The sequence below is a fragment of the Streptomyces sp. NPDC048288 genome (genome assembly GCF_043201555.1).
Classification (GTDB): Bacteria; Actinomycetota; Actinomycetes; order Streptomycetales; family Streptomycetaceae; genus Streptomyces.
The window spans coordinates 68,496-86,743 of record NZ_JBICZD010000019.1; the positions used below are offsets into that span (position 1 = coordinate 68,496).

The window sequence follows — 18,248 nt, forward strand, 5'->3', positions numbered from 1 at the left end:
CGTCTCTGAGTTCCGAGTTCCGGGTACCCGCTCGCGGACCTGCCCCGGCTCCTCAGCGGAGCCAGGGCAGGTCCGCGCCCGCTTCGCTGGGCTGCAGGCCCTCGGCGACGATCTGCATGATCTCGCCGAGGGCCTGCTGCTGTTCGGGGGTCAGCCGCTCGAACATCGCCTGCCGTACGGCGGCCACATGGCCCGGGGCGGTGCGCCGCAGCACCTCGGCGCCCTCGTCGGTCAGGACGGCGAACTGGCCGCGCTTGTCGGAGGGGCAGTCCTCCCGGCGTACCCAGCCGTTCTTCTCCAGCCGGGCGACGGCGTGCGAGAGCCGGGACCGGGTGATCTTCGCGTTCATCGCCAGCTCGGTCATCCGCAGCCGCCGGCCGGGCGCCTCGGCGAGCCCGACGAGCAGGCCGTAGTAGATGTGCGGCATCCCCGCGTCGCGCTGGAGCTGACGGTCCAGATGGTCCTCCAGCAGGGTCGTGGCGTGCAGATACGAGCGCCAGACGCGCTGTTCGTCCTCGGTGAGCCAGCGCTCCTGCTGGGCCGTGGCGGATGCGGATGCCGTATTCATGTATCCCACTCTACGAGGCCCCTCCTTGAAGATTAAACAAGTGGCGCGTAAGGTGTCGGGGGAAAGCTTGAGAGTTAAAACATTGAGTTGAAGCATCGAGTTGAGACATCGGGGCCGGGTCGAGGGCCTGTCTCCGGAGGGAGCCGCCGTCATGTCCGCCGCCGCCCGGGAGCGTATGCCCGCCCTCTATCTGAGCCACGGCGCGCCGCCGCTCGCCGACGACCCCGTCTGGCCGGGCGAACTGGCCGCCTGGAGCACGGACCTGCCCCGCCCCAGGGCGATCCTGATGGTCTCCGCGCACTGGGAGGAGGCCCCCCTCGCCCTCGGTGCCGTACAGCCGGTCCCCCTCGTCTACGACTTCTGGGGCTTCCCCGAGCACTACTACCAGGTGCGGTACGACGCCCCCGGCGCGCCGGAGCTGGCCGAGAGCGTGCGCAAGCTGCTGCGCGCCCCCGGCACCCCCGTACAGGACATCCCGGACCGCGGCCTCGACCACGGCGCCTATGTGCCCCTGGTGGAGATGTTCCCGGCCGCGGACATCCCCGTCCTGCAGATATCCATGCCCACCCTCGACCCGGTCCGCCTGATGGAGATCGGCCGCAGGCTCGCCCCGCTGCGCGACGAGGGCGTGCTGATCGTCGGCTCCGGCTTCTTCACCCACAACCTGGCCGCCCTGCGCCACCTCGGCAGCGGGGTGCCGACCTGGTCCTCCGAGTTCGACGACTGGGGGCACCGGGCGCTGGAGAACCGTGACTGGGACGCCCTGCTCGACTTCCTCGACAAGGCCCCGGCCGGCCGCTACGCCCACCCGCGCACCGAGCACTTCGCCCCGCTCTTCGTCACCATGGGCGCGGCGGAGGCCGGCGGCGAGCTGGACGCGCAGAAGTCGGTGATCGACGGGTTCTGGATGGGGATGGCGAAGCGGTCGGTGCAGTTCGGCTGAGCCCTTCGCTCCGCTAGAGCGGGCGCTCGTACCAGGCCACGTCCCAGTAGCGGCCGAACTTGCGGCCCACTTCGCGGTACGTGCCGACGTACCGGAAACCGAAGCGCTCGTGCAGCCGGGTGGACGCCTCGTTCGGCTGCGCGACGCCCGCGTAGGCGCGGTGCAGGTCCTCTCCCGCGAGCGCCTCGAAGAGGGCCTTGTAGAGGAGTGTGCCGATACCGCGCCGGCCGGCCCGCGGAGCGACATAGACCGTGGTCTCCACGGAGGTCCCGTAGGCCGGTTTCGCGCGGTAGGGGCTGGATGTGGCGTACCCGAGAATCTCCTGTGAGTCCGCCGACGTGGCAACCATCAGGCGGTACGGGCCGTCTTCCGGGTGGGAGAGCAGCCACGGACGACGCTCTTCCGGTGTGAAGACCACCGTGTCGAATGTGATGGACGTCTCACGTACGTAGTGGTTGTAGATCTCCGTGAGGGCTTCGAGGTCTCCCTCGACTCCTGATCTGACCTGCACCTCTGTACGTTCCGACGACACCTTGCCTCCTCAGGTGGTCGCACAGGGTACTGCATGATCAGAAAAATCGGGGGTCGGCGTGGGAATTCTGTCCGGATTCCAGTCGTTGTTTCCTTCGGATGCCGGGCACTGGACGAGAGTCCCGGGAGTTCCAGGAGTGGAGTTCCGGGGCATCGCGAGCCGAGCGCCGGGCATGCGCCGAAGGACCGAGTAGGACCGAGAAGAACCGACAGGACCACCCCGCCCGCCCACCATCGCAAGGGAGCACGCATGGCAACCCGTGCCGTCGCCCGTCGTAAGACCGCCACTGGCGAGGCGGCCGAATCGGCAAGCAGTGTCCGCGCCCGTGGCGTTCGCAGCCACGGCGGCGAGATCGCCGACCGCGACCTGGTCGGCATGTACCTCGACGAGATCGCGCGCACACCGCTGCTCGACGCCGCCAAGGAGGTCGAGCTGTCCCAGGCCATCGAGGCGGGTGTGTTCGCGCAGCAGGTCCTCGACGGCGAGGAGGAGTCCACGTCGGACGCCACCCGCGAGGAGTTGGAGGCGCTCGTCGTCGCCGCCGACCGGGCGAAGGACGTCTTCATCCGCTCCAACCTCCGCCTGGTCGTGGCCGTCGCGCGGCGCTACCCGCGCAGCGGACTGCCCCTCCTCGACCTGATCCAGGAGGGCAACGCCGGCCTGGTGCGCGCCGTCGAGAAGTTCGACTACCGCAAGGGCTTCAAGTTCTCGACGTACGCCACCTGGTGGATCCGTCAGGCCATCACCCGCTCCATCGCCGACCAGTCCCGGACCATCCGGCTCCCCGTCCACCTGGTGGAGGAGCTGGGCCGGATCCGGCGCGTGCAGCGCGAGTTCAACCGGAAGAACGGCCGCGACCCGGAGCCGGCCGAGATCGCCGCCGAGCTCGACTCCACCCCGGAGCGCGTCACCGACGTGCTGGACTGGGCCCGCGACCCGGTCTCGCTGAACATGTCGGTGGACGACGACGGCGACACCCAGTTCGGCGACCTCCTGGAGGACACGTCGGCGGTCAGCCCCGAGCAGTCCGTCCTCACCCTGCTGCGCAGCGAGGAACTGGACGACCTGATCGGCCGCCTGGACCAGCGCACGGCCTCCATCATCAAGATGCGGTACGGCATCGAGGACGGCCGCGAGCGCACGCTGACCGAGGTCGGCAAGGAGCACGGCCTGACCCGCGAGCGCATCCGCCAGATCGAGAAGCACGCGCTGCTGGAGCTGAAGAAGCTGGCCCGTTCCACCGGGTTCGAGCCGGCCGCGTAACAAGAGGTGAGGTTCGTGGGGTCGGATGCGGGGCTCGCGTGCTTGGGGGCGCGCGAGGCTCCGCTCACCCGCCGCGCGTGCGCCGGGTGGCGAAAGACGGCGCAAACATGGCGCGGTACCGCCGCTTCAAGGCTCTGGGTGTAGGGAACAACCATTCAGGGCCGGGGAGTTGACCACTCCGGCAGCGGCAGCGGCAGCGGTCGCCGACGCCTCGGCAAGACCTTCGACCTTCTCCTACGGCCCCTCGATGAGCCACGTCCCGACGCACCATCCCCCCGGCGCCGGGACTTTCCCCGAGCCGGGCTTCGGCGCCCATCCCCCCCGGGTGCCGGGGCCCGGCTCCACCCCGCACGGGCCGCACCTGCGGAAACGGTGGCCCACCCCGTACCTGAACCACGGGGTGAACCACCGGATGGCAGATTCTGCCACAGCGGCATAGCCTGCCGGGGTGAGCACCCCCAGCACCACCGGCGACACCTCCCGGCAGGATTCCCCCGCCGCCTCCCTGACGGAGCGGCGCAAGGCGGAGACCCGGATGGAGATCGCCAGGGCGGCCGCGGGCCTCTTCGTGCGGCGGGGCCTGCGGGCCACCCGCGCCGAGGACATCGCCCAGGCCGCGGGCATCGCCCCCCGCACGTTCTACCGCTACTTCGCCACGAAGGAGGAAGCGGTCGCCCCGCTCTACGCGGCGGGCGCCCGCCGCTGGGCCGAGGCGGTGCGCTCGGCCCCGGCGGCCCTCTCCGTCCCCGAGGCCCTGGAACACGCGGTGCACCACACCCTGACCCCCGGCGAGGGCGTCTCCGCGGCCTCCTGGGAATGGGTCCGCACCCTGATGCACCTGGCCGACACCAGCCCGGCCCTGCGCAGGGTGTGGGCCGAGGTGTGCCGTTCCTCGGAGGACCTCCTGACGTCGATCCTGGCGGAGCGCACGGCCACCCCCGCCGACAACGCTGCCCCGCAACCGCAACCGCAACCGCAACCGCATCCCCACCCTCACCCGCAACCCCACCCGCAACCCCACCCTCACCCGCACCTCCGCTTCACCTCGGCGGTGGCCAGCGCGGCGGTCCGGGTGGCGGTGGAGTCCTGGGCGGCGGGCACCTCCCCCGCGACCGGAGCGCAGGGCCCGGCGGCCCTGGCGCTGCGCAACCTGGGGGCGCTGCGCGGGTTCGCCTGGGGAGCGGGGGAGGCGGCGGGAGCGTAGCCCGTACGACGGCTCAGCCCCGCCCGCCCGCCCGGCTCAACCGGCCCCCCAACTCCCGTACGCACGCCACGAGTTCCGCAGGCTCCCGGACCGCGAACTCACACCTCGCCATCACCAGCCGCACCGCCAGCCACTCCATCGGATCCCCGGTGGACCCCCGCACCACACACCACCCGGCGCCCCCTTCACCCGTCTCGCCGCCCTCGCCGCCCTCGCCTTCCTCGCCCCCCTCGTCCACGGGTGTCCCCAGCCACTTCGGCAGCCGGGCCCCCACCTCCGCCGCCGTCCCGGCGAACGCGACGGCGAACTCGTATGTCTCCTGCTGCCGTTGGATCGACCGCCGCAGGTACTCCGCCGCGCTCCCCGTCGGCAACTCCCGCGGCGCGAACCGCGCTCCGGTCGCGAACGGCTCGCTCACCCGGTCGACCCGGAACGTCCGCCAGTCGTCGCGATCGAGGTCGTAGGCCACGAGGTACCACCGCCGCCCGGTCGAGACCAGCCGGTACGGCTCCGCCTGCCGCCGGGTCTCGCTGCCGTCCGCCGCGCGATAGGCGAACCGCAACCGCTCCCGCCCCGCGACCGCCGAGGCCATCACGGTCAGCGTCTCGGGCGCGATGCTCGCGCCGTCCCCCGATGTCAGCGGGGTGGTCGCGGCCTGGAGCGTGCTCACCCGGTGCCGCAGCCGGGCCGGCAGCACCTGCTCCAGCTTGGCCAGCGCCCGTACGGACGCCTCGTCCACGCCCGCCACGGCATGCCCGGCGCCGGCCCGCAGCCCGACCGCGATGGCCACCGCCTCCTCGTCGTCGAGCAGCAGCGGCGGCATCGCCTTCCCGGCGACCAGCCGGTACCCCCCGTCGGAGCCCTTGCTGGCCTCCACGGGATACCCCAGCTCCCGCAACCGGTCGATATCGCGCCGCACGGTACGCCGGGACACCTGGAGCCGGTCGGCTAGCTCACCACCGGGCCATTCGCGGGGCGTCTGGAGAAGAGACAGAAGCTGAAGCAGCCGAGCCGGAGTGTCTGTCGTCATGCGTCCGAGGATGCCGTACCACTAGGACAAGATCTGGCCTAGTGCCACTTTAGATTGACCCCATGACCTCCAGCGAGACGAGTGCCCTCGAGGGGCGCGGGGAACCGGCGACGCCGCTCCCCGCCTCCCCGCCCGACCGAACCCGATGGCTGGCCCTGGCCATCGTCATGACCGCGGCCTTCATGGACCTGGTCGACGTCACGATCGTCAACATCGCCATCCCCTCCATCCAGCGGGACGCCGGTGCCACCTTCAGCCAGATCCAGTGGATAACCGCCGGCTACGCCCTCGCCTTCGCGGCCGGCCTGATCACCGGCGGCCGTCTCGGTGACATTCACGGCCGCAAGCGGATGTTCCTGGCCGGGGTCGCCGGCTTCACCCTCGCCTCGGCGCTGTGCGGCTTCGCCGCGAACCCGGAGATGCTGGTCGCCTCCCGGATCCTGCAGGGCGGCATGGCCGCGATGATGGTCCCGCAGGTCCTCTCGATCGTGCACGCCACCTTCCCGGCCCACGAACGCGGCAAGGTCTTCGGCCTGTTCGGCGGGATCGTCGGCCTGGGCGCGGTCTCCGGCCCGCTGCTCGGCGCCCTGCTCACCGAGTGGAACCTCTTCGGCCTCGAATGGCGCCCGATCTTCCTGATCAACCTTCCGGTCGGCATCGCGGCCCTCCTCCTCGGCCGCCGTTACATCGGCGAATCCAAGGCCCCGAAGGCGCTGAAACTGGACCTCGTCGGCGTGGCCCTGGTGACCCTCGGGCTGCTGATGCTGCTCTACCCGCTGACCCGTGGCCGCGAGCTGGGCTGGCCGCTGTGGGGGTACGCGTCGATGGCCGGCGCGCTCGTCGTCTTCGGCGTGCTGGTCGCCTACGAACGCCGCAAGGCCGCCCGCGACGGTTCGCCCCTCATCGAGACGTCCCTCTTCACCGTGAAGAGCTTCGCCGCGGGCATCGCCGTGCAGACCGTCTTCGGTGTCGCGCTCGGCGTGTTCTTCCTGGTCTGGACGCTGTACATGCAGATCGGCCTCGGCTGGACCCCGCTGCACGCGGGCCTGACCGGGGTGCCGTTCTCCATAGCGGTGTCCGTCGCGGCCGGTATGTCCGTGCAGAAACTGGTTCCGCGCTTCGGGCGCAAGGTGCTCCAGGCGGGGGCCCTGCTGATGGGCCTCGGCGTGCTGCTCTACATCTGGGAGTCCGACCGCTACGGCCTCGCCATCGCCTCCTGGCAGATGGCCCTGCCGCTGGTCGTGATGGGCGTGGGCATGGGCCTGATCGTCGCCCCGCTGACCGACATGGTGCTGTCGGAGGTGCCGCGCGAGCACGCCGGTTCCGCGTCCGGCCTGATCAACACCGTCCAGCAGATGGGCAACGCGCTCGGCCTCGGCCTGGTCTCCGTGGTCTTCTTCGGTGTCATCGGCGACCGGCTCACCCCGGCCGAGGTCGGCCCGGCCTTCGCCCACGCCTTCCGGCACGCGCTGGTCTGGGTGGCCGTCGTCATGGCCGTGATCTTCCTGCTGATGTCCGCCCTGCCGAAGCGCGCGGCACAGCATCCGGAAGGCGGCGACACCGATGAGCCGCTCCCGGCGCCGGCGCCGGAGTCGGCGGGCGAACTCGTCCACTGACGGCCTGACCAGCGGCGAGGGGCCCGGTACCGGAAGGTGCCGGGCCCCTCGTTATGGGTTCGGAATGGGTTCGGAAGTCCGATCATGTCCGGTTGACGCCCGAACCTGTTTACTTTCTGGAAATCCGGGCGTAGCCTCCCTGCGAAACCACAAGTTCGGGCATGAGTCAGACGCAGTCGGACATGGGCCGGACATCAGTCGGACGTATCGTGGAGCGGAGGCACAGGGGCATGTACGCACCGGAGCGGCAGCAGGAGATTCTCCGGCTCGCCCGTGACGGCGGCCGGGTGGACGTCGTGTCGCTCGCCGAGGAGTTCCAGGTCACGCAGGAGACGATCCGCCGCGACCTGAAGGCCCTCGACCGGGCCGGCCTCGTCCGCCGGGTGCACGGCGGCGCCATCCCGGCCGGACGCCTAGACTTCGAGCCGGACCTCGCCGAGCGCGAGTCCACCTCGGCCGACGAGAAGGACCGCATCGCCAAGGCCGCCGTCCCGGAGCTGCCGACCGAGGGCACCCTGATCCTCGACGCCGGTTCGACGGTCGCCCGGCTCGCCGCGGCCATCCCGCTGGACGCGGAGCTGACCGTCGTCACCCACAGCCTCCCCATCGCGGCCCGCCTCGCCGACCACCCGGGCATCCAGCTCCACCTGGTCGGGGGGCGCGTACGGCACCGTACGCGCGCCGCCGTGGACGCCTGGGCGCTCCGCGCGTACAGCGAGATCCGGGCCGACGTCCTGTTCGTCGCCGCCAACGGCTTCTCCGCCGAGCAGGGCCTCACCACCCCCGACCTCGCCGAGGCCGCGGTCAAGCGGGCGGCCGTCACCGCGGCCCGCCGGGTGGTCCTGCTCGCCGACTCCGCCAAGCACGGCCAGGAGCACTTCGCCCGCTTCGGCGACATGGGCGACGTGGACCTGCTGATCACCGACAGCGGACTGAGCCCCGAGGACGCCGCCGCCATCGAGCGCGGCGGCACGGAAGTAGTACGAGCATGAGCACCACGAGCGCCACGAACGGTACGGGCATGATCCTCACCGTCACCCCCAACCCCTCCCTCGACCGCACCTACGAGGTGCCCGCCCTGGAGCGCGGCGAGGTCATCCGCGCCACCGGCGAACGCATGGACCCCGGTGGCAAGGGCGTCAACGTCTCCCGGGCGGTCGCGGCCGCCGGGTGGCGCACGGTCGCCGTCCTGCCCCTGGGGGGTGCGCCGGGCGCGCTGGTCGCCGACCTGCTGGACGCGCAGGGCATCGAGGTCGCGCCGGTCCCGGTCGCCGGAGCCACCCGCTCCAACATCGCGCTCGCGGAGTCCGACGGGGTGCTCACCAAGATCAACGCGCCCGGTCCGGAACTCTCCGCCGACGAGCAGGAACTCCTCCTCGACACCGTCCGCGAGCAGTCCCGTGACGCCGACTGGATCGCCTGCTGCGGCAGCCTGCCGCGCGGTCTCGCGCCCTCCTGGTACGCCGATGTCGTCGCCCGGGCGCACGCTGGGGGCGCGCGGATCGCACTGGACACCTCGGGGCGCGCTCTGCTCGAAGCGCTGCGCGAGCAGCCCGACGTGGTGAAGCCGAACGCCGAGGAGCTCGCGGAGGCCGTCGGGCGCCCCCTGGCGACGGTGGGCGACGCGCTCAAGGCGGCCGAGGAGTTGCGCGGCATGGGTGCCCGCGCCGTCCTCGCCAGCCTGGGCGCCGACGGCCAGCTCCTGGTGGAGGACGAGGGCGCCTGGTTCGCGAGCGCCCGGGTGGACACCGTTCGCAGCAACGTCGGTGCCGGCGACTCCTCCCTCGCCGGTTTCCTGATCGCCGGCGGCAGCGGCCCCCGGGCCCTCGCCTCCGCCGTCGCTCACGGCGCCGCCGCCGTCCAGCTGCCGGGCAGCGTGATGCCCACCCCCGCCGACCTGGACCCGGCGTCGGTCACCGTCACCGACCGCGTCCCCGTCGACCGCGAACTGACGGAGCCGGTGTCATGAACGCAGAAACGACCCTTCAGGCGGCCGCGCTCCTCCCCGGCGCCGCCCGCCGACAACCGGCCCAGGAGCGGCGAGGTCCCTCGTTACTCGCCGCGCCGACGGGCCGTCGGGGCACCCTGAGCCGCCCCGCCGTCCCCGGGAGGCGGGGCTTCCCCGGCCCCGTCTCCCACCCCGCCCCCCACGGCACCCCCGTCCCCACCCCCGCCCACCCCACACCCCGGGCGATACGCGTGCATAGGAGCCCGCGATGAGCGACATGATCACCGCGGACCTGGTCGATCTCGACCTGTCCGCCGACTCCAAAGAAGCGGCGGCGCGCGCCCTCGCCGAGCGCATGGTGAGCCTGGGCCGGGTGACCGACCTGGAGGGCTTCCTCGCCGACGTGGCCGCCCGCGAAGCCCAGATGCCCACCGGCCTCGACGGCGGCATCGGCATCCCGCACTGCCGCAGCGCCCATGTCACCGAGCCGACGCTCGCCTTCGGGCGCAGCGCCGCCGGCATCGACTTCGGCGCCCCGGACGGCCCCGCCGACCTGATCTTCCTGATCGCGGCCCCGGCCGGCGCCGACGACGCCCACCTCACGATCCTCTCCGCCCTGGCCCGCCAGCTGATGAACAGCGAGTTCACGGACGCGCTGCGGTCGGCGGGCGACGCGGAGACGGCGGCGGCGCTGATCCGCGGGGACGAGGCGGCAGCGACGCCCGCGACTCCTGCGGCCTCGGCGACTCCTGCGGCCGAGGGCGCCGTGAGCGCCTCCCAGAACACCGCTGCGGCGCCGGCGGCGGCCTCCGCCGGCACCGCAGCGGCCAGCACGGGCACGGACGCGGGCGCGAGTTCGGGTGCGGGCTCGGAAGCGGCCGGGCGCCCCTTCCGTATCGTCGCCGTCACCTCCTGCCCGACCGGCATCGCCCACACCTACATGGCGGCCGAGTCCCTGGAGAACGCGGGCCGTGAGGCGGGTGTCGAACTCGTCGTGGAGACGCAGGGCTCGGCCGGCTTCACCCGGCTCGACCCCGAGGTCATCGCGGCGGCGGACGGCGTGATCTTCGCGCACGACGTACCCGTGCGCGACAAGGACCGCTTCGCCGGCAAGCCCACCGTCGACGTCGGCGTGAAGGCGGGCATCAACCGCCCCGCCGAGCTGATCGGCGAGGTGCGGGAGCGGGCGGCCCGCGGCGAGGTGACGTCCGGTTCCGCGCCGTCCACGCCGGTCGAACGCGCCGGTGACGCCGGCGAGGGGTACGGCACCAAGCTGCGCAAGTGGCTGATGTCCGGCGTCAGCTACATGGTCCCGTTCGTCGCGGCCGGCGGTCTGCTGATCGCCCTCGGCTTCGCGATCGGCGGCTACAAGGTCAACAAGGCGCCGTCGGTGATGGACCACTTCGTGTGGACCCAGGGCGACAGCTGGGCCGCGCTGCTCTTCCAGATCGGTGTCGTCTCCTTCGGCTTCCTGGTCCCGGTCCTCGCGGGCTACATCGCCTACGGCATGGCGGACCGGCCGGGTCTGGTCCCCGGTTTCGTGGGCGGCATGATCGCGTCCACCATCAGCGCGGGCTTCCTCGGCGGCCTGGTCGCCGGTCTGCTGGCCGGTGGCGTGGTGATGGCGATCCAGAAGATCAACATCCCGGCGGCGATGCGCGGCATCATGCCGGTGGTGGTGATCCCGCTGATCTCCTCGGCGATCGTCGGGTTCCTGATGTTCGTCGTGGTCGGCAAGCCCATCGCCTCCGCCCAGAAGGGCATGACCGACTGGCTGAACGGCCTCTCCGGCTCCAACGCCATCCTGCTCGGCGCCCTGCTCGGCCTGATGATGTGCTTCGACCTCGGCGGCCCGGTCAACAAGGTCGCGTACACCTTCGCCACCGCCGGTATCGCGGTCTCCAACCCCAGTGACTCCGCGATGAAGATCATGGCGGCGGTCATGGCGGCCGGTATGGTCCCGCCGCTGGCGATGGCCCTGGCCACCACCGTGCGCGGCAAGCTCTTCACCCCGACCGAGCGCGAGAACGGCAAGGCCGCCTGGGTGCTGGGCGCTTCCTTCATCTCCGAGGGCGCCATCCCGTTCGCCGCGGCGGACCCGCTGCGCGTCATCCCGTCCTCGATGGTCGGCGGCGCGGTCACCGGCGCCCTGTCGATGGCCTTCGGCGCCACCCTGCGCGCCCCGCACGGCGGCATCTTCGTGGTCCCGCTGATCGGCAACCCGTTCCTCTACCTGATCGCCATCGCCGCCGGTGTCTGTGTCACCACGGCCCTGGTCGTCGTCCTGAAGGGCCTGCGCAAGCCGGCCGGGCAGGCCACGGCGGGCGGTACCGCCCCCGGTGCGGCCGCCGCCGCGAAGGAGGACCGCCAGCCGGTCGCGGCCTGAGCGTCCGCGACCCTCTTGTCCCTTTGGTGCGCTGTGAGTTGTTCACGGCACCTGCGAGATACGTCACGGTCCGGGACCAAAGTCCCGGACCGTGGTGTGTACTGGGCCGTATGCCTGCGCACGTCTCGACCCTCCAGCTGATCGGCATGGCCGCGCTCACCCTGGCGACCGTCGCCTGGGCGGTCGTCGTGACGCGTCTGCTGCGCCGCAACCGCCGCGCGGCCCTCGCCTGGCACGCGGGCCGGGTGCTCCCCGTCCTCCCGCACCAGGAGCAGGCCGGTCCGTCCCGCGAGTCCGTGGAACTGACCCCGGCCGAACAGGACGCCTTCGCCGGCCTGGTCCGCCGACTCGGCGGCCGCTGAGGCCCGCCGGACCTCTCCGGACCCGCCGCTCTCTAACCCCGCCGCTCCATCGCGTCCCTGGCCGCGTCCTCCGTCGGGTACACCTCGCACCGGTGGCGGCCGTCCGGGGTCGCCGTGTGCTCGACCTCCCACAGGGACAGCTCCCGGCCGTCCCGCAGCAGGAACGCGTGCTCGTAGAGCGCGAAGCTCAGACCCGCACGCCCCGTCCGTCCCGCCCGCCCCGGGCGTCCGAACGCCTGGGTGATCTGGTGCGCGAACGCCGTCGTCAGCACCTGGGCCGTCTCCGCGTCCGGCCGGTCGGCGTTCTCCGCGCGGCGCAGCAGCCTGCGCGCGTGGTCCGCCGAGTCGTCCGGCACGTACACATGGCGGGGCTCGGGGACCGGCGCCAGGGTCGTCAGCACCGGCAGCTCGAAGTCCGGGGCGTCCGGCGGCAGCGGCAGCCGGGCGGTCGCCGCCCGCAGCTCCTCCTCGTCGACGTACACCTCGTGCTGCGGGTCGCTGCCCGGCGCGGTGTTGTGCACGAGCTCCCACAGCGTGACCGCCGAGCCGTCGGCCAGCAGCCAGGTGTGCCGGTACGTCTCCCGGTGCAGCCCCGCGCTGTGGTGCGCGGAGTGCAGCGAACTGTCGTGCGCCAGCGCGCAGTCCAGCTGCCTTATGGCCTCGTCCGGCAGCTCGAAGGAGTTCAGGGCACGGCCGAGGAGCCGCGCGAGGTGCTCCTCCGGAGACTCGGGCGACTCGGCTGGTTCGTACGCTGCCGTCTCGTACGGAACGCTCAAGGTTTCTCCCGGCGTTGCTGCATGTCACCTTGTGGGTGCATACCGTAGCCCCTCGGTCGGACATCATGTCCGGGAACCGAGAAAACGTACGCCGGGAAAACGCGCGGGCCGCGCGAAAAGTTCCCGCGCGGCCCGACGATCCGTCAAAAGCGGCCTGTCATACGGCGCTTCCGGCGGTCCAGTCGCTCCACGACAGGTTCCATCCGTTGAGGCCGTTGTCCGGCTGCACGGTCTTGTCGGGGGAGTTCTTCACGATCACGACGTCCCCGATGAGGGAGTTGTCGTAGAACCACTTGGCCGTCGTGTCGCCCTGCGCGCCCTGCACGTCGGCGAGCCCCACGCAGCCGTGGCTGGTGCCCTGCTGCCCGAACGGCGGGTTGGACCTGCTGTACCAGTAGTTGCCGTGGATGAACGTCCCCGACGTCGTCAGGCGCATCGCGTGCGGCACGTCCGGGATGTCGTACTCCCCGCCGAGGCCCACCGTCTGGCTGTTCATCCGGGTCTGGGTGAACTTCTCCGAGATCACCATCTGCCCGTTGTACGTCGTGTGCTCCGGGCTGCCCGTGGACACCGGCACCGACTTGAGGACCTTGCCGTCCCGCACCACGGTCATGGTCTGCGTGTTCGCGTCCACCGTGGAGACCTGCGAACGGCCGACGGTGAACGACACCGTCTTCTTCTGTACCCCGTAGACGCCGTTCGCGCCCTCGACCCCGTCCAGGTCGATCTTCATCGTGACCTTGGAGCCGGCCTTCCAGTACTCCTGCGGCCGGAAGTCCAGGCGCTGCGCCCCGAACCAGTGGCCCACGACCTGCTGGCCGCTGCTGGAGGTGACCGTGATGTGCGCCTGCACGGCCTTCTTGTCGGTGATGACCTTGTCGAAGTTGAACGACACCGGCATCCCCACGCCGACCGTCGTCCCGTTGTCCGGGGTGTACGTGCCGATGTAGCTGTTCGCCGAATTGACCGTGGTGAAGATGGAGTTGGCCGCCGCCGTGAGCCCCTTGGAGTCCTTGGCGGTCGCCGATATCTCGTACTTCGTGCCGCGCTCCAGCTGCTCCTTCGGCTTCCAGACGCTGCCGTCCGCCGAGACGGTGCCCTCGACCGCCTGCCCCGACCCCGACACGGTCATCTTCACGTCGGTCAGCTTGCCGTCGCTGACCTGCACGCCGGTCGTGTTGATGGACGCGCCGGTCGAGCCGTCCTTCGCCGAGATCACGATCTTCGCGGTGGACGTCTTGGCGGCGCTGTCCTGCCCGCCGCCCTTGCTGTCGTTGGTCTTGGCGTCGGCGTTGCCACCGCAGGCGGTGAGGGTGAGGGCGCCGACCATCAGGGCGGCACAGGCCCCCAGTACGCGCCGCGCTGCAATGTCCGGCGTTGTCACGGGCTGCTCCAGTTCCTTGTGATGTGCGTGATCCGCTCCGAGTCGTGGAGAAAGAGGGCGCCGGTGCGGGGCGGGGTTCCCCCGAACGGCGGAGAACGCCATCACGTGACAGAACCGGGACAATCGACAGGAACGCGCAAGGTTCCGGGCGCGACACCGCGCCGCCGTCACCGCGCCGCTGTCACCGCTCCCCGTGCGACTCCCCCTGGGACGCCCCGTACAGCTCCTCGTACGAGGGCCACACCCCGCCCGGTCCGTCCACCGGCTCGGCGGCCCGTACGGCGCGCACGATGGCGCGCGTCACCAGGTCCGCGCCGGCCGCGAGGATCTCGTTGAGCGCGAGGGGGCTCGCGTCCAGCGGGTGCGCGTCCGTCGCCAGCGCGAACACCGTGTCCCCGTCGTGCAGCAGGTGCACCGGGCGTACGGCGCGCGCGATGCCGTCGTGCGCCGTCCCGGCCAGCTTCTGCGCCTGGGCCTTGGAGAGCCGGGCGTCGGTCGCGACCACCGCCAGCGTGGTGTTGAGCGGCGGCAGCCCGTTGCGGGCGGCGGTCTCGGCGAGCCGCCGGCGCGCGGCCTCGTGCACCCGCTCCCCGGGGTACTCCACCCGCCCCTGGAACAACTCCCCGTACAGCACGCCCGTTTCGGGATCCAGCACTCCGCCGGCCGCGTTGGCCACCACCAGCGCGGCCACCGTGATCCCCGACTCCAGCACGGTGCTCGCGCTGCCCACCCCGCCCTTCAGTGCTCCGGCCACCGCGCCCGTACCCGCGCCCACGCATCCTTCGGGCACGGGGGCCCCGGGCACGCTCGCCGCGGCCGCCTCGACCGCCGCCCGCCCCGTGGCCGCGTCCGGCCGGGCCCGGAAGTCCCCGCCCCGCCCCAGGTCGAAGACGCAGGCCGCGGGCACCACCGGCACGACGTGCGTGGGATCCGGCCCCACCCGCACCCCGCGCCCCCGCTCCTCCAGCCAGGCCATCACCCCGGACGCCGAGTCGAGCCCGTAGGCGCTGCCGCCCGTCAGCACGATCGCCTCCGCCCGCTGCACCAGGTTCCGCGGGTCGAGCGCGTCGGTCTCCTTGGTGCCCGGCCCTCCGCCCCGCACGTCCACGGCGGCGACCGCGCCACCCTCGGGGGCGAGGACCACCGTCGTACCGGTGAGCCAGCCCCCGCCGCTGCGGGTGGCGTGTCCCACGCGCAGCCCGGCCACGTCCGTCAATGCGTCAACCGTCATGACGGCCAGTCTGGCCCAGCCCGCGGGGTCCGGACGCGGTTCCCGGCCGGTCAGGAGGCGGCCGGGGTGACGTCCGCCGGGCGCTCGCGGGCGGCCGTGCGCGCCGTCAGGGTCGTCCCGGCCGTCACCGCCAGCGCGGAGACGAAACCCGCCGCCGGCACCGCCCAGCCGCCCAGGAGGGTGCAGCAGAGCACCAGCACCGCGGTGACCGGCAGCACCAGCTGCTGGGCGATGCCGACCTTGAAGTGCCGCGAGTGCAGCGCCCACACGGTCAGCAGGTACAGCGCCGTCGGCAGGGTCACGGCCAGCGAGGCGGCCTGTGTCGAGATGTGCGCCTTCCCGACCGCCTCCTCGACGGCCACCTCCAGACCCGCGCCGATCGAGGCCGCCGACGCGAAGATGAAGTAGTGGCCGTAACCCCACAGGAACGACTCCCTGTTGGAGCGCAGATGGCCGTGGATCGGCACCACGAAGTAGATCCACCAGGCGGAGAAGACGATCAGCAGGCCGCCCGCCGCGATCGGCAGCAGCTCGCCCAGCGCGTCGTGCTCGGCCGCGGCCGATCTCACGGCGACCGTCGCCGCCGCGATCGTCTCGCCGAGCACGATGATGGTGAAGAGCCCGAAGCGCTCGGCGATGTGGTGCGGGTGCCAGGAGGTGGTGTGGTCCTTCTCCGCGTACAGCGGCACGCACAGCTCGGCGATCACCATCACCAGGAACACCCAGGGACGCGCGTGCACCGGCAGCACCACCAGCCCGAGCCAGCCGACCTGGCACAGCAGCACGCCGCCGGCGTACCGCAGCGCCATGGTCCGCTCCGCGCCCCCGGCCCCCCGCGCGGCTCTCAGCCACTGCGAGGCCAGCGCCATCCGCATGATCACGTAGCCGATCAGGACCAGCGTGAAGTCGTGGTCGGCGAAGGCCCGCGAGACGCCGGCCGCCAGCACCAGCACGCCGGCGATCTGCACCAGGGTGACGACCCGGTAGAGCACGTCGTCGTTGTCGTACGCCGAGGCGAACCAGGTGAAGTTCATCCAGGCCCACCAGATGGCGAAGAAGATCATCGCGTAGTTCAGGACGCCCTCGCCCGCGTGGCCGCCCGCCACGGCGTGCACCAGCTCCGAGCCCGCCTGTGCGATGGCCACCACGAAACACAGGTCGAAGAAGAGTTCGAGCGGAGAGGAGACGCGGTGGGCCTCCTCGCGGCCACGCGCGGTGAGCCGGCGCAGCGGCCGGTGGGGCTGGGGTGCGCCCTGGGGAGCGGGCGCCGGAGCGGAACTCGACGTCATGCCCCCCAGCACAGCAGAAATCCGCGGCGATATCTTGCCCGGGAGCGCCCGGCGGGGTGCCGGGGGGCGAGGCCTGCGCGGGCGGCGCCTGCAGGGGCGGTGGGGCCTGTGCGGGCGGCGAGGCCTGTGGAGGCGTAGGAGCCTGCGCGGGCGGAGCGGCCTGTGGAGGCGGCGCGGCCGGGCCGGGGGCGTACCGACCGTACCCTTGAGGCATGAGTACCGCCCCCGAGCCCGAGCCGCGCGACCCGAAGGCCGCGCTGATCTTCGACGACCCGCTGGACCGGCAGTCGTCGGACGACACGGACCGCGGCTGGGGCGACCGCCCGTCGGGCGACTCGGCGGCCGACTCCGCCGCCGACCTCCGGCGCTTCCTCGACGAGAAGCCGCCCCACCACCTCTGAGCCGCCCGCGCCGCCGCTAGCGCTGGTTGTGGCCGTTGCCGCGCTGCGCGATCAGGGCGTCGCGGATCTCCTTCAGCACCTCCAGCTCGGTCACCTCGATGACCTCGTGCGTGCCCTCCTTCGCCTTCCTGCGGGCCTCCACCCGGGCCAGGTACTTCGCCATCGGCAGGACCATCAGGAAGTACACGACCGCCGCGGTGATCACGAAGGAGAGCGTGGCCCCCAGGACCGAGCCCCACATGATCTGGACACCGGTCTTCACGGTGCCGTCCGCGTTCAGCGTGCACGGCTCCTTGATGCACGTGCTGTAGCTGTCGAGGTTCTGCGTGCCGATCGCCCCGACCAGCGGGTTGATGAGCCCCTTCACCACCGAGTTGACGATGTTCGTGAAGGCGGCGCCGATGACCACCGCGACCGCCAGATCGACGACGTTGCCGCGCATCAGGAAGGCCTTGAAGCCCTGCCAGACGCTCGGTTCCTTCTTCTCGCTCACCTCGGGGACTCTCCTTGTGTGCACAGGGTGTGGAACAAAACGCTCCGCAACCTACGTCACCCTGCGGCCATTGCGCCCAACCCGGTAGCTCGAAAGGGCGACTTGACAGCATTCGGCCGAGAAATCTCCCCAGGTTGTTCAGCACAGCGTCACCGCCAGCCGCGCCGTGGCGCTCGCACCGACCAGCCGCGCGGCCGTGGCCCGCGGCACCGAGAGCACGACCAGCGCCCCGCTCTCGGCGGCTCCGTCCACCGGCCGGGGCAGCTTCGTGACCCGGACCCCGCGCGCGATCACCCGGGCCTCCCCGCCCCGCGCCGGATCCCCGGCCGCGATGACGTCCACCCGGTCACCGGGGCGCAGCAGCAGCACGGTGGCCGCGTCCGCGATCCGCACCGGCGCCGTCACCATGTCCACAGGCGGGGCGTGGCGTCGTAGCGGCGGCTGGGTGACCGGATGTCCCCGGGGCCGCTCGGCGGCGTGCGGGGGCCCCGTGGCGGCCCGGGGTCCCGCCGCGACCAGCGCCGCCGCCGTGACCGCCAGACCGGCCGCCAGGGCCCGCCCGCGGTGCCGCAGCAGCCGCCCCGGCAGATACCGCCCGCCGCGCACCCGCACCGGCTCGAAGTGCGGGACCTCGCAGGTGGCGGGGGCGTCCGTGCCCAGCGGGCGCGGGACACGAAGGGGCGGCGGGAGGACGGGGGAGGGGACGGAGGAGAACGGGGGAACGGACACGTGGACCACCACCTGCGACGAGGAATCGGCTTGCGGTGCCACGATGGGGCCGCGCGCCGGAACCCGCCGGAGCCGGTGGGTTACCCACGGGTT

Annotated in this window: 18 protein-coding genes; 9 read left to right on the top strand and 9 right to left on the bottom strand. The window is 72.1% G+C overall.

The window, feature by feature from the left end; all coding sequences use genetic code 11:
- Positions 1-52 precede the first annotated feature (52 nt).
- Positions 53-568, bottom strand: coding sequence for a MarR family winged helix-turn-helix transcriptional regulator (locus ACGFZS_RS45070; RefSeq protein ID WP_393800051.1), 516 nt, complete (start codon positions 566-568; stop codon positions 53-55).
- A 151-nt stretch (positions 569-719) separates the two neighbouring features.
- Here ACGFZS_RS45070 and ACGFZS_RS45075 point away from each other — a divergent pair, with 151 nt between their 5' ends.
- Positions 720-1,511: a dioxygenase gene (locus ACGFZS_RS45075; RefSeq protein WP_393800052.1), complete on the top strand. Its 792-nt coding sequence runs from the start codon at positions 720-722 to the stop codon at positions 1,509-1,511.
- Positions 1,512-1,524: 13 nt separating this feature from the next.
- On the opposite strand, the gene ACGFZS_RS45080 is transcribed toward ACGFZS_RS45075, so the two are convergent.
- A complete protein-coding gene (locus ACGFZS_RS45080) occupies positions 1,525-2,043 on the bottom strand; it encodes an N-acetyltransferase family protein (protein WP_365694136.1) in 519 nt (172 codons plus the stop codon).
- Between the two features lie 249 nt (positions 2,044-2,292).
- On the opposite strand from ACGFZS_RS45080, the gene ACGFZS_RS45085 reads away from it, so the two are divergent.
- Together ACGFZS_RS45085 and ACGFZS_RS45090 are read left to right on the top strand one after the other, a co-directional pair.
- The gene (locus tag ACGFZS_RS45085; RefSeq protein WP_393538822.1) at positions 2,293-3,306 is read left to right on the top strand and encodes an RNA polymerase sigma factor RpoD/SigA; all 1,014 of its coding nucleotides are present in this window, start codon (positions 2,293-2,295) and stop codon (positions 3,304-3,306) included.
- A 535-nt stretch (positions 3,307-3,841) separates the two neighbouring features.
- The gene (locus ACGFZS_RS45090; protein ID WP_393800095.1) at positions 3,842-4,510 is read left to right on the top strand and encodes a TetR family transcriptional regulator; all 669 of its coding nucleotides are present in this window, start codon (positions 3,842-3,844) and stop codon (positions 4,508-4,510) included.
- A gap of 13 nt (positions 4,511-4,523) precedes the next feature.
- Here the strand turns inward: ACGFZS_RS45090 and ACGFZS_RS45095 are convergent, their stop codons facing one another.
- A complete protein-coding gene (locus ACGFZS_RS45095; RefSeq protein ID WP_393800053.1) occupies positions 4,524-5,540 on the bottom strand; it encodes a helix-turn-helix transcriptional regulator in 1,017 nt (338 codons plus the stop codon).
- Positions 5,541-5,602: 62 nt separating this feature from the next.
- On the opposite strand from ACGFZS_RS45095, the gene ACGFZS_RS45100 reads away from it, so the two are divergent.
- The 5 genes from ACGFZS_RS45100 to ACGFZS_RS45120 all read left to right on the top strand — a co-directional run bounded on the left by ACGFZS_RS45100 (position 5,603) and on the right by ACGFZS_RS45120 (position 11,852).
- Positions 5,603-7,156, top strand: a complete 1,554-nt coding sequence (locus tag ACGFZS_RS45100) for an MFS transporter (RefSeq protein WP_393800054.1) — start codon at positions 5,603-5,605, stop codon at positions 7,154-7,156.
- 230 nt (positions 7,157-7,386) lie between these two features.
- The gene (locus ACGFZS_RS45105) at positions 7,387-8,148 is read left to right on the top strand and encodes a DeoR/GlpR family DNA-binding transcription regulator (RefSeq protein ID WP_393800055.1); all 762 of its coding nucleotides are present in this window, start codon (positions 7,387-7,389) and stop codon (positions 8,146-8,148) included.
- Positions 8,149-8,177: 29 nt separating this feature from the next.
- Positions 8,178-9,125, top strand: a complete 948-nt coding sequence (gene pfkB / locus ACGFZS_RS45110; RefSeq protein WP_393800096.1) for a 1-phosphofructokinase — start codon at positions 8,178-8,180, stop codon at positions 9,123-9,125.
- A 247-nt stretch (positions 9,126-9,372) separates the two neighbouring features.
- Positions 9,373-11,490: a fructose-specific PTS transporter subunit EIIC gene (locus tag ACGFZS_RS45115; protein ID WP_393800056.1), complete on the top strand. Its 2,118-nt coding sequence runs from the start codon at positions 9,373-9,375 to the stop codon at positions 11,488-11,490.
- A gap of 110 nt (positions 11,491-11,600) precedes the next feature.
- Positions 11,601-11,852 carry a hypothetical protein gene (locus ACGFZS_RS45120; protein ID WP_393800057.1) on the top strand — a complete coding sequence of 84 codons (252 nt, stop codon included), beginning with the start codon at positions 11,601-11,603 and terminating at the stop codon, positions 11,850-11,852.
- 32 nt (positions 11,853-11,884) lie between these two features.
- Here ACGFZS_RS45120 and ACGFZS_RS45125 read toward each other — a convergent pair whose 3' ends face one another.
- The 4 genes from ACGFZS_RS45125 to ACGFZS_RS45140 form a co-directional block, all read right to left on the bottom strand.
- Complete coding sequence (locus ACGFZS_RS45125; RefSeq protein WP_393800058.1) at positions 11,885-12,628, bottom strand: DUF6227 family protein; 744 nt, start codon at positions 12,626-12,628, stop codon at positions 11,885-11,887.
- A gap of 157 nt (positions 12,629-12,785) precedes the next feature.
- Positions 12,786-14,012 (bottom strand): Ig-like domain-containing protein, encoded by a 1,227-nt coding sequence (locus ACGFZS_RS45130; RefSeq protein WP_393800059.1) that lies wholly within the window; start codon positions 14,010-14,012, stop codon positions 12,786-12,788.
- Between the two features lie 181 nt (positions 14,013-14,193).
- Positions 14,194-15,243, bottom strand: coding sequence for a P1 family peptidase (locus ACGFZS_RS45135; protein ID WP_393800060.1), 1,050 nt, complete (start codon positions 15,241-15,243; stop codon positions 14,194-14,196).
- Between the two features lie 50 nt (positions 15,244-15,293).
- A complete protein-coding gene (locus tag ACGFZS_RS45140; RefSeq protein ID WP_393800061.1) occupies positions 15,294-16,532 on the bottom strand; it encodes a low temperature requirement protein A in 1,239 nt (412 codons plus the stop codon).
- A gap of 212 nt (positions 16,533-16,744) precedes the next feature.
- On the opposite strand from ACGFZS_RS45140, the gene ACGFZS_RS45145 reads away from it, so the two are divergent.
- Positions 16,745-16,933, top strand: a complete 189-nt coding sequence (locus tag ACGFZS_RS45145; RefSeq protein WP_355708552.1) for a hypothetical protein — start codon at positions 16,745-16,747, stop codon at positions 16,931-16,933.
- A gap of 16 nt (positions 16,934-16,949) precedes the next feature.
- Here ACGFZS_RS45145 and mscL read toward each other — a convergent pair whose 3' ends face one another.
- A complete protein-coding gene (gene mscL, locus ACGFZS_RS45150; RefSeq protein WP_365694118.1) occupies positions 16,950-17,426 on the bottom strand; it encodes a large conductance mechanosensitive channel protein MscL in 477 nt (158 codons plus the stop codon).
- Positions 17,427-17,564: 138 nt separating this feature from the next.
- Positions 17,565-18,155, bottom strand: a complete 591-nt coding sequence (locus tag ACGFZS_RS45155; RefSeq protein WP_393800062.1) for a hypothetical protein — start codon at positions 18,153-18,155, stop codon at positions 17,565-17,567.
- Positions 18,156-18,248 lie beyond the last annotated feature (93 nt).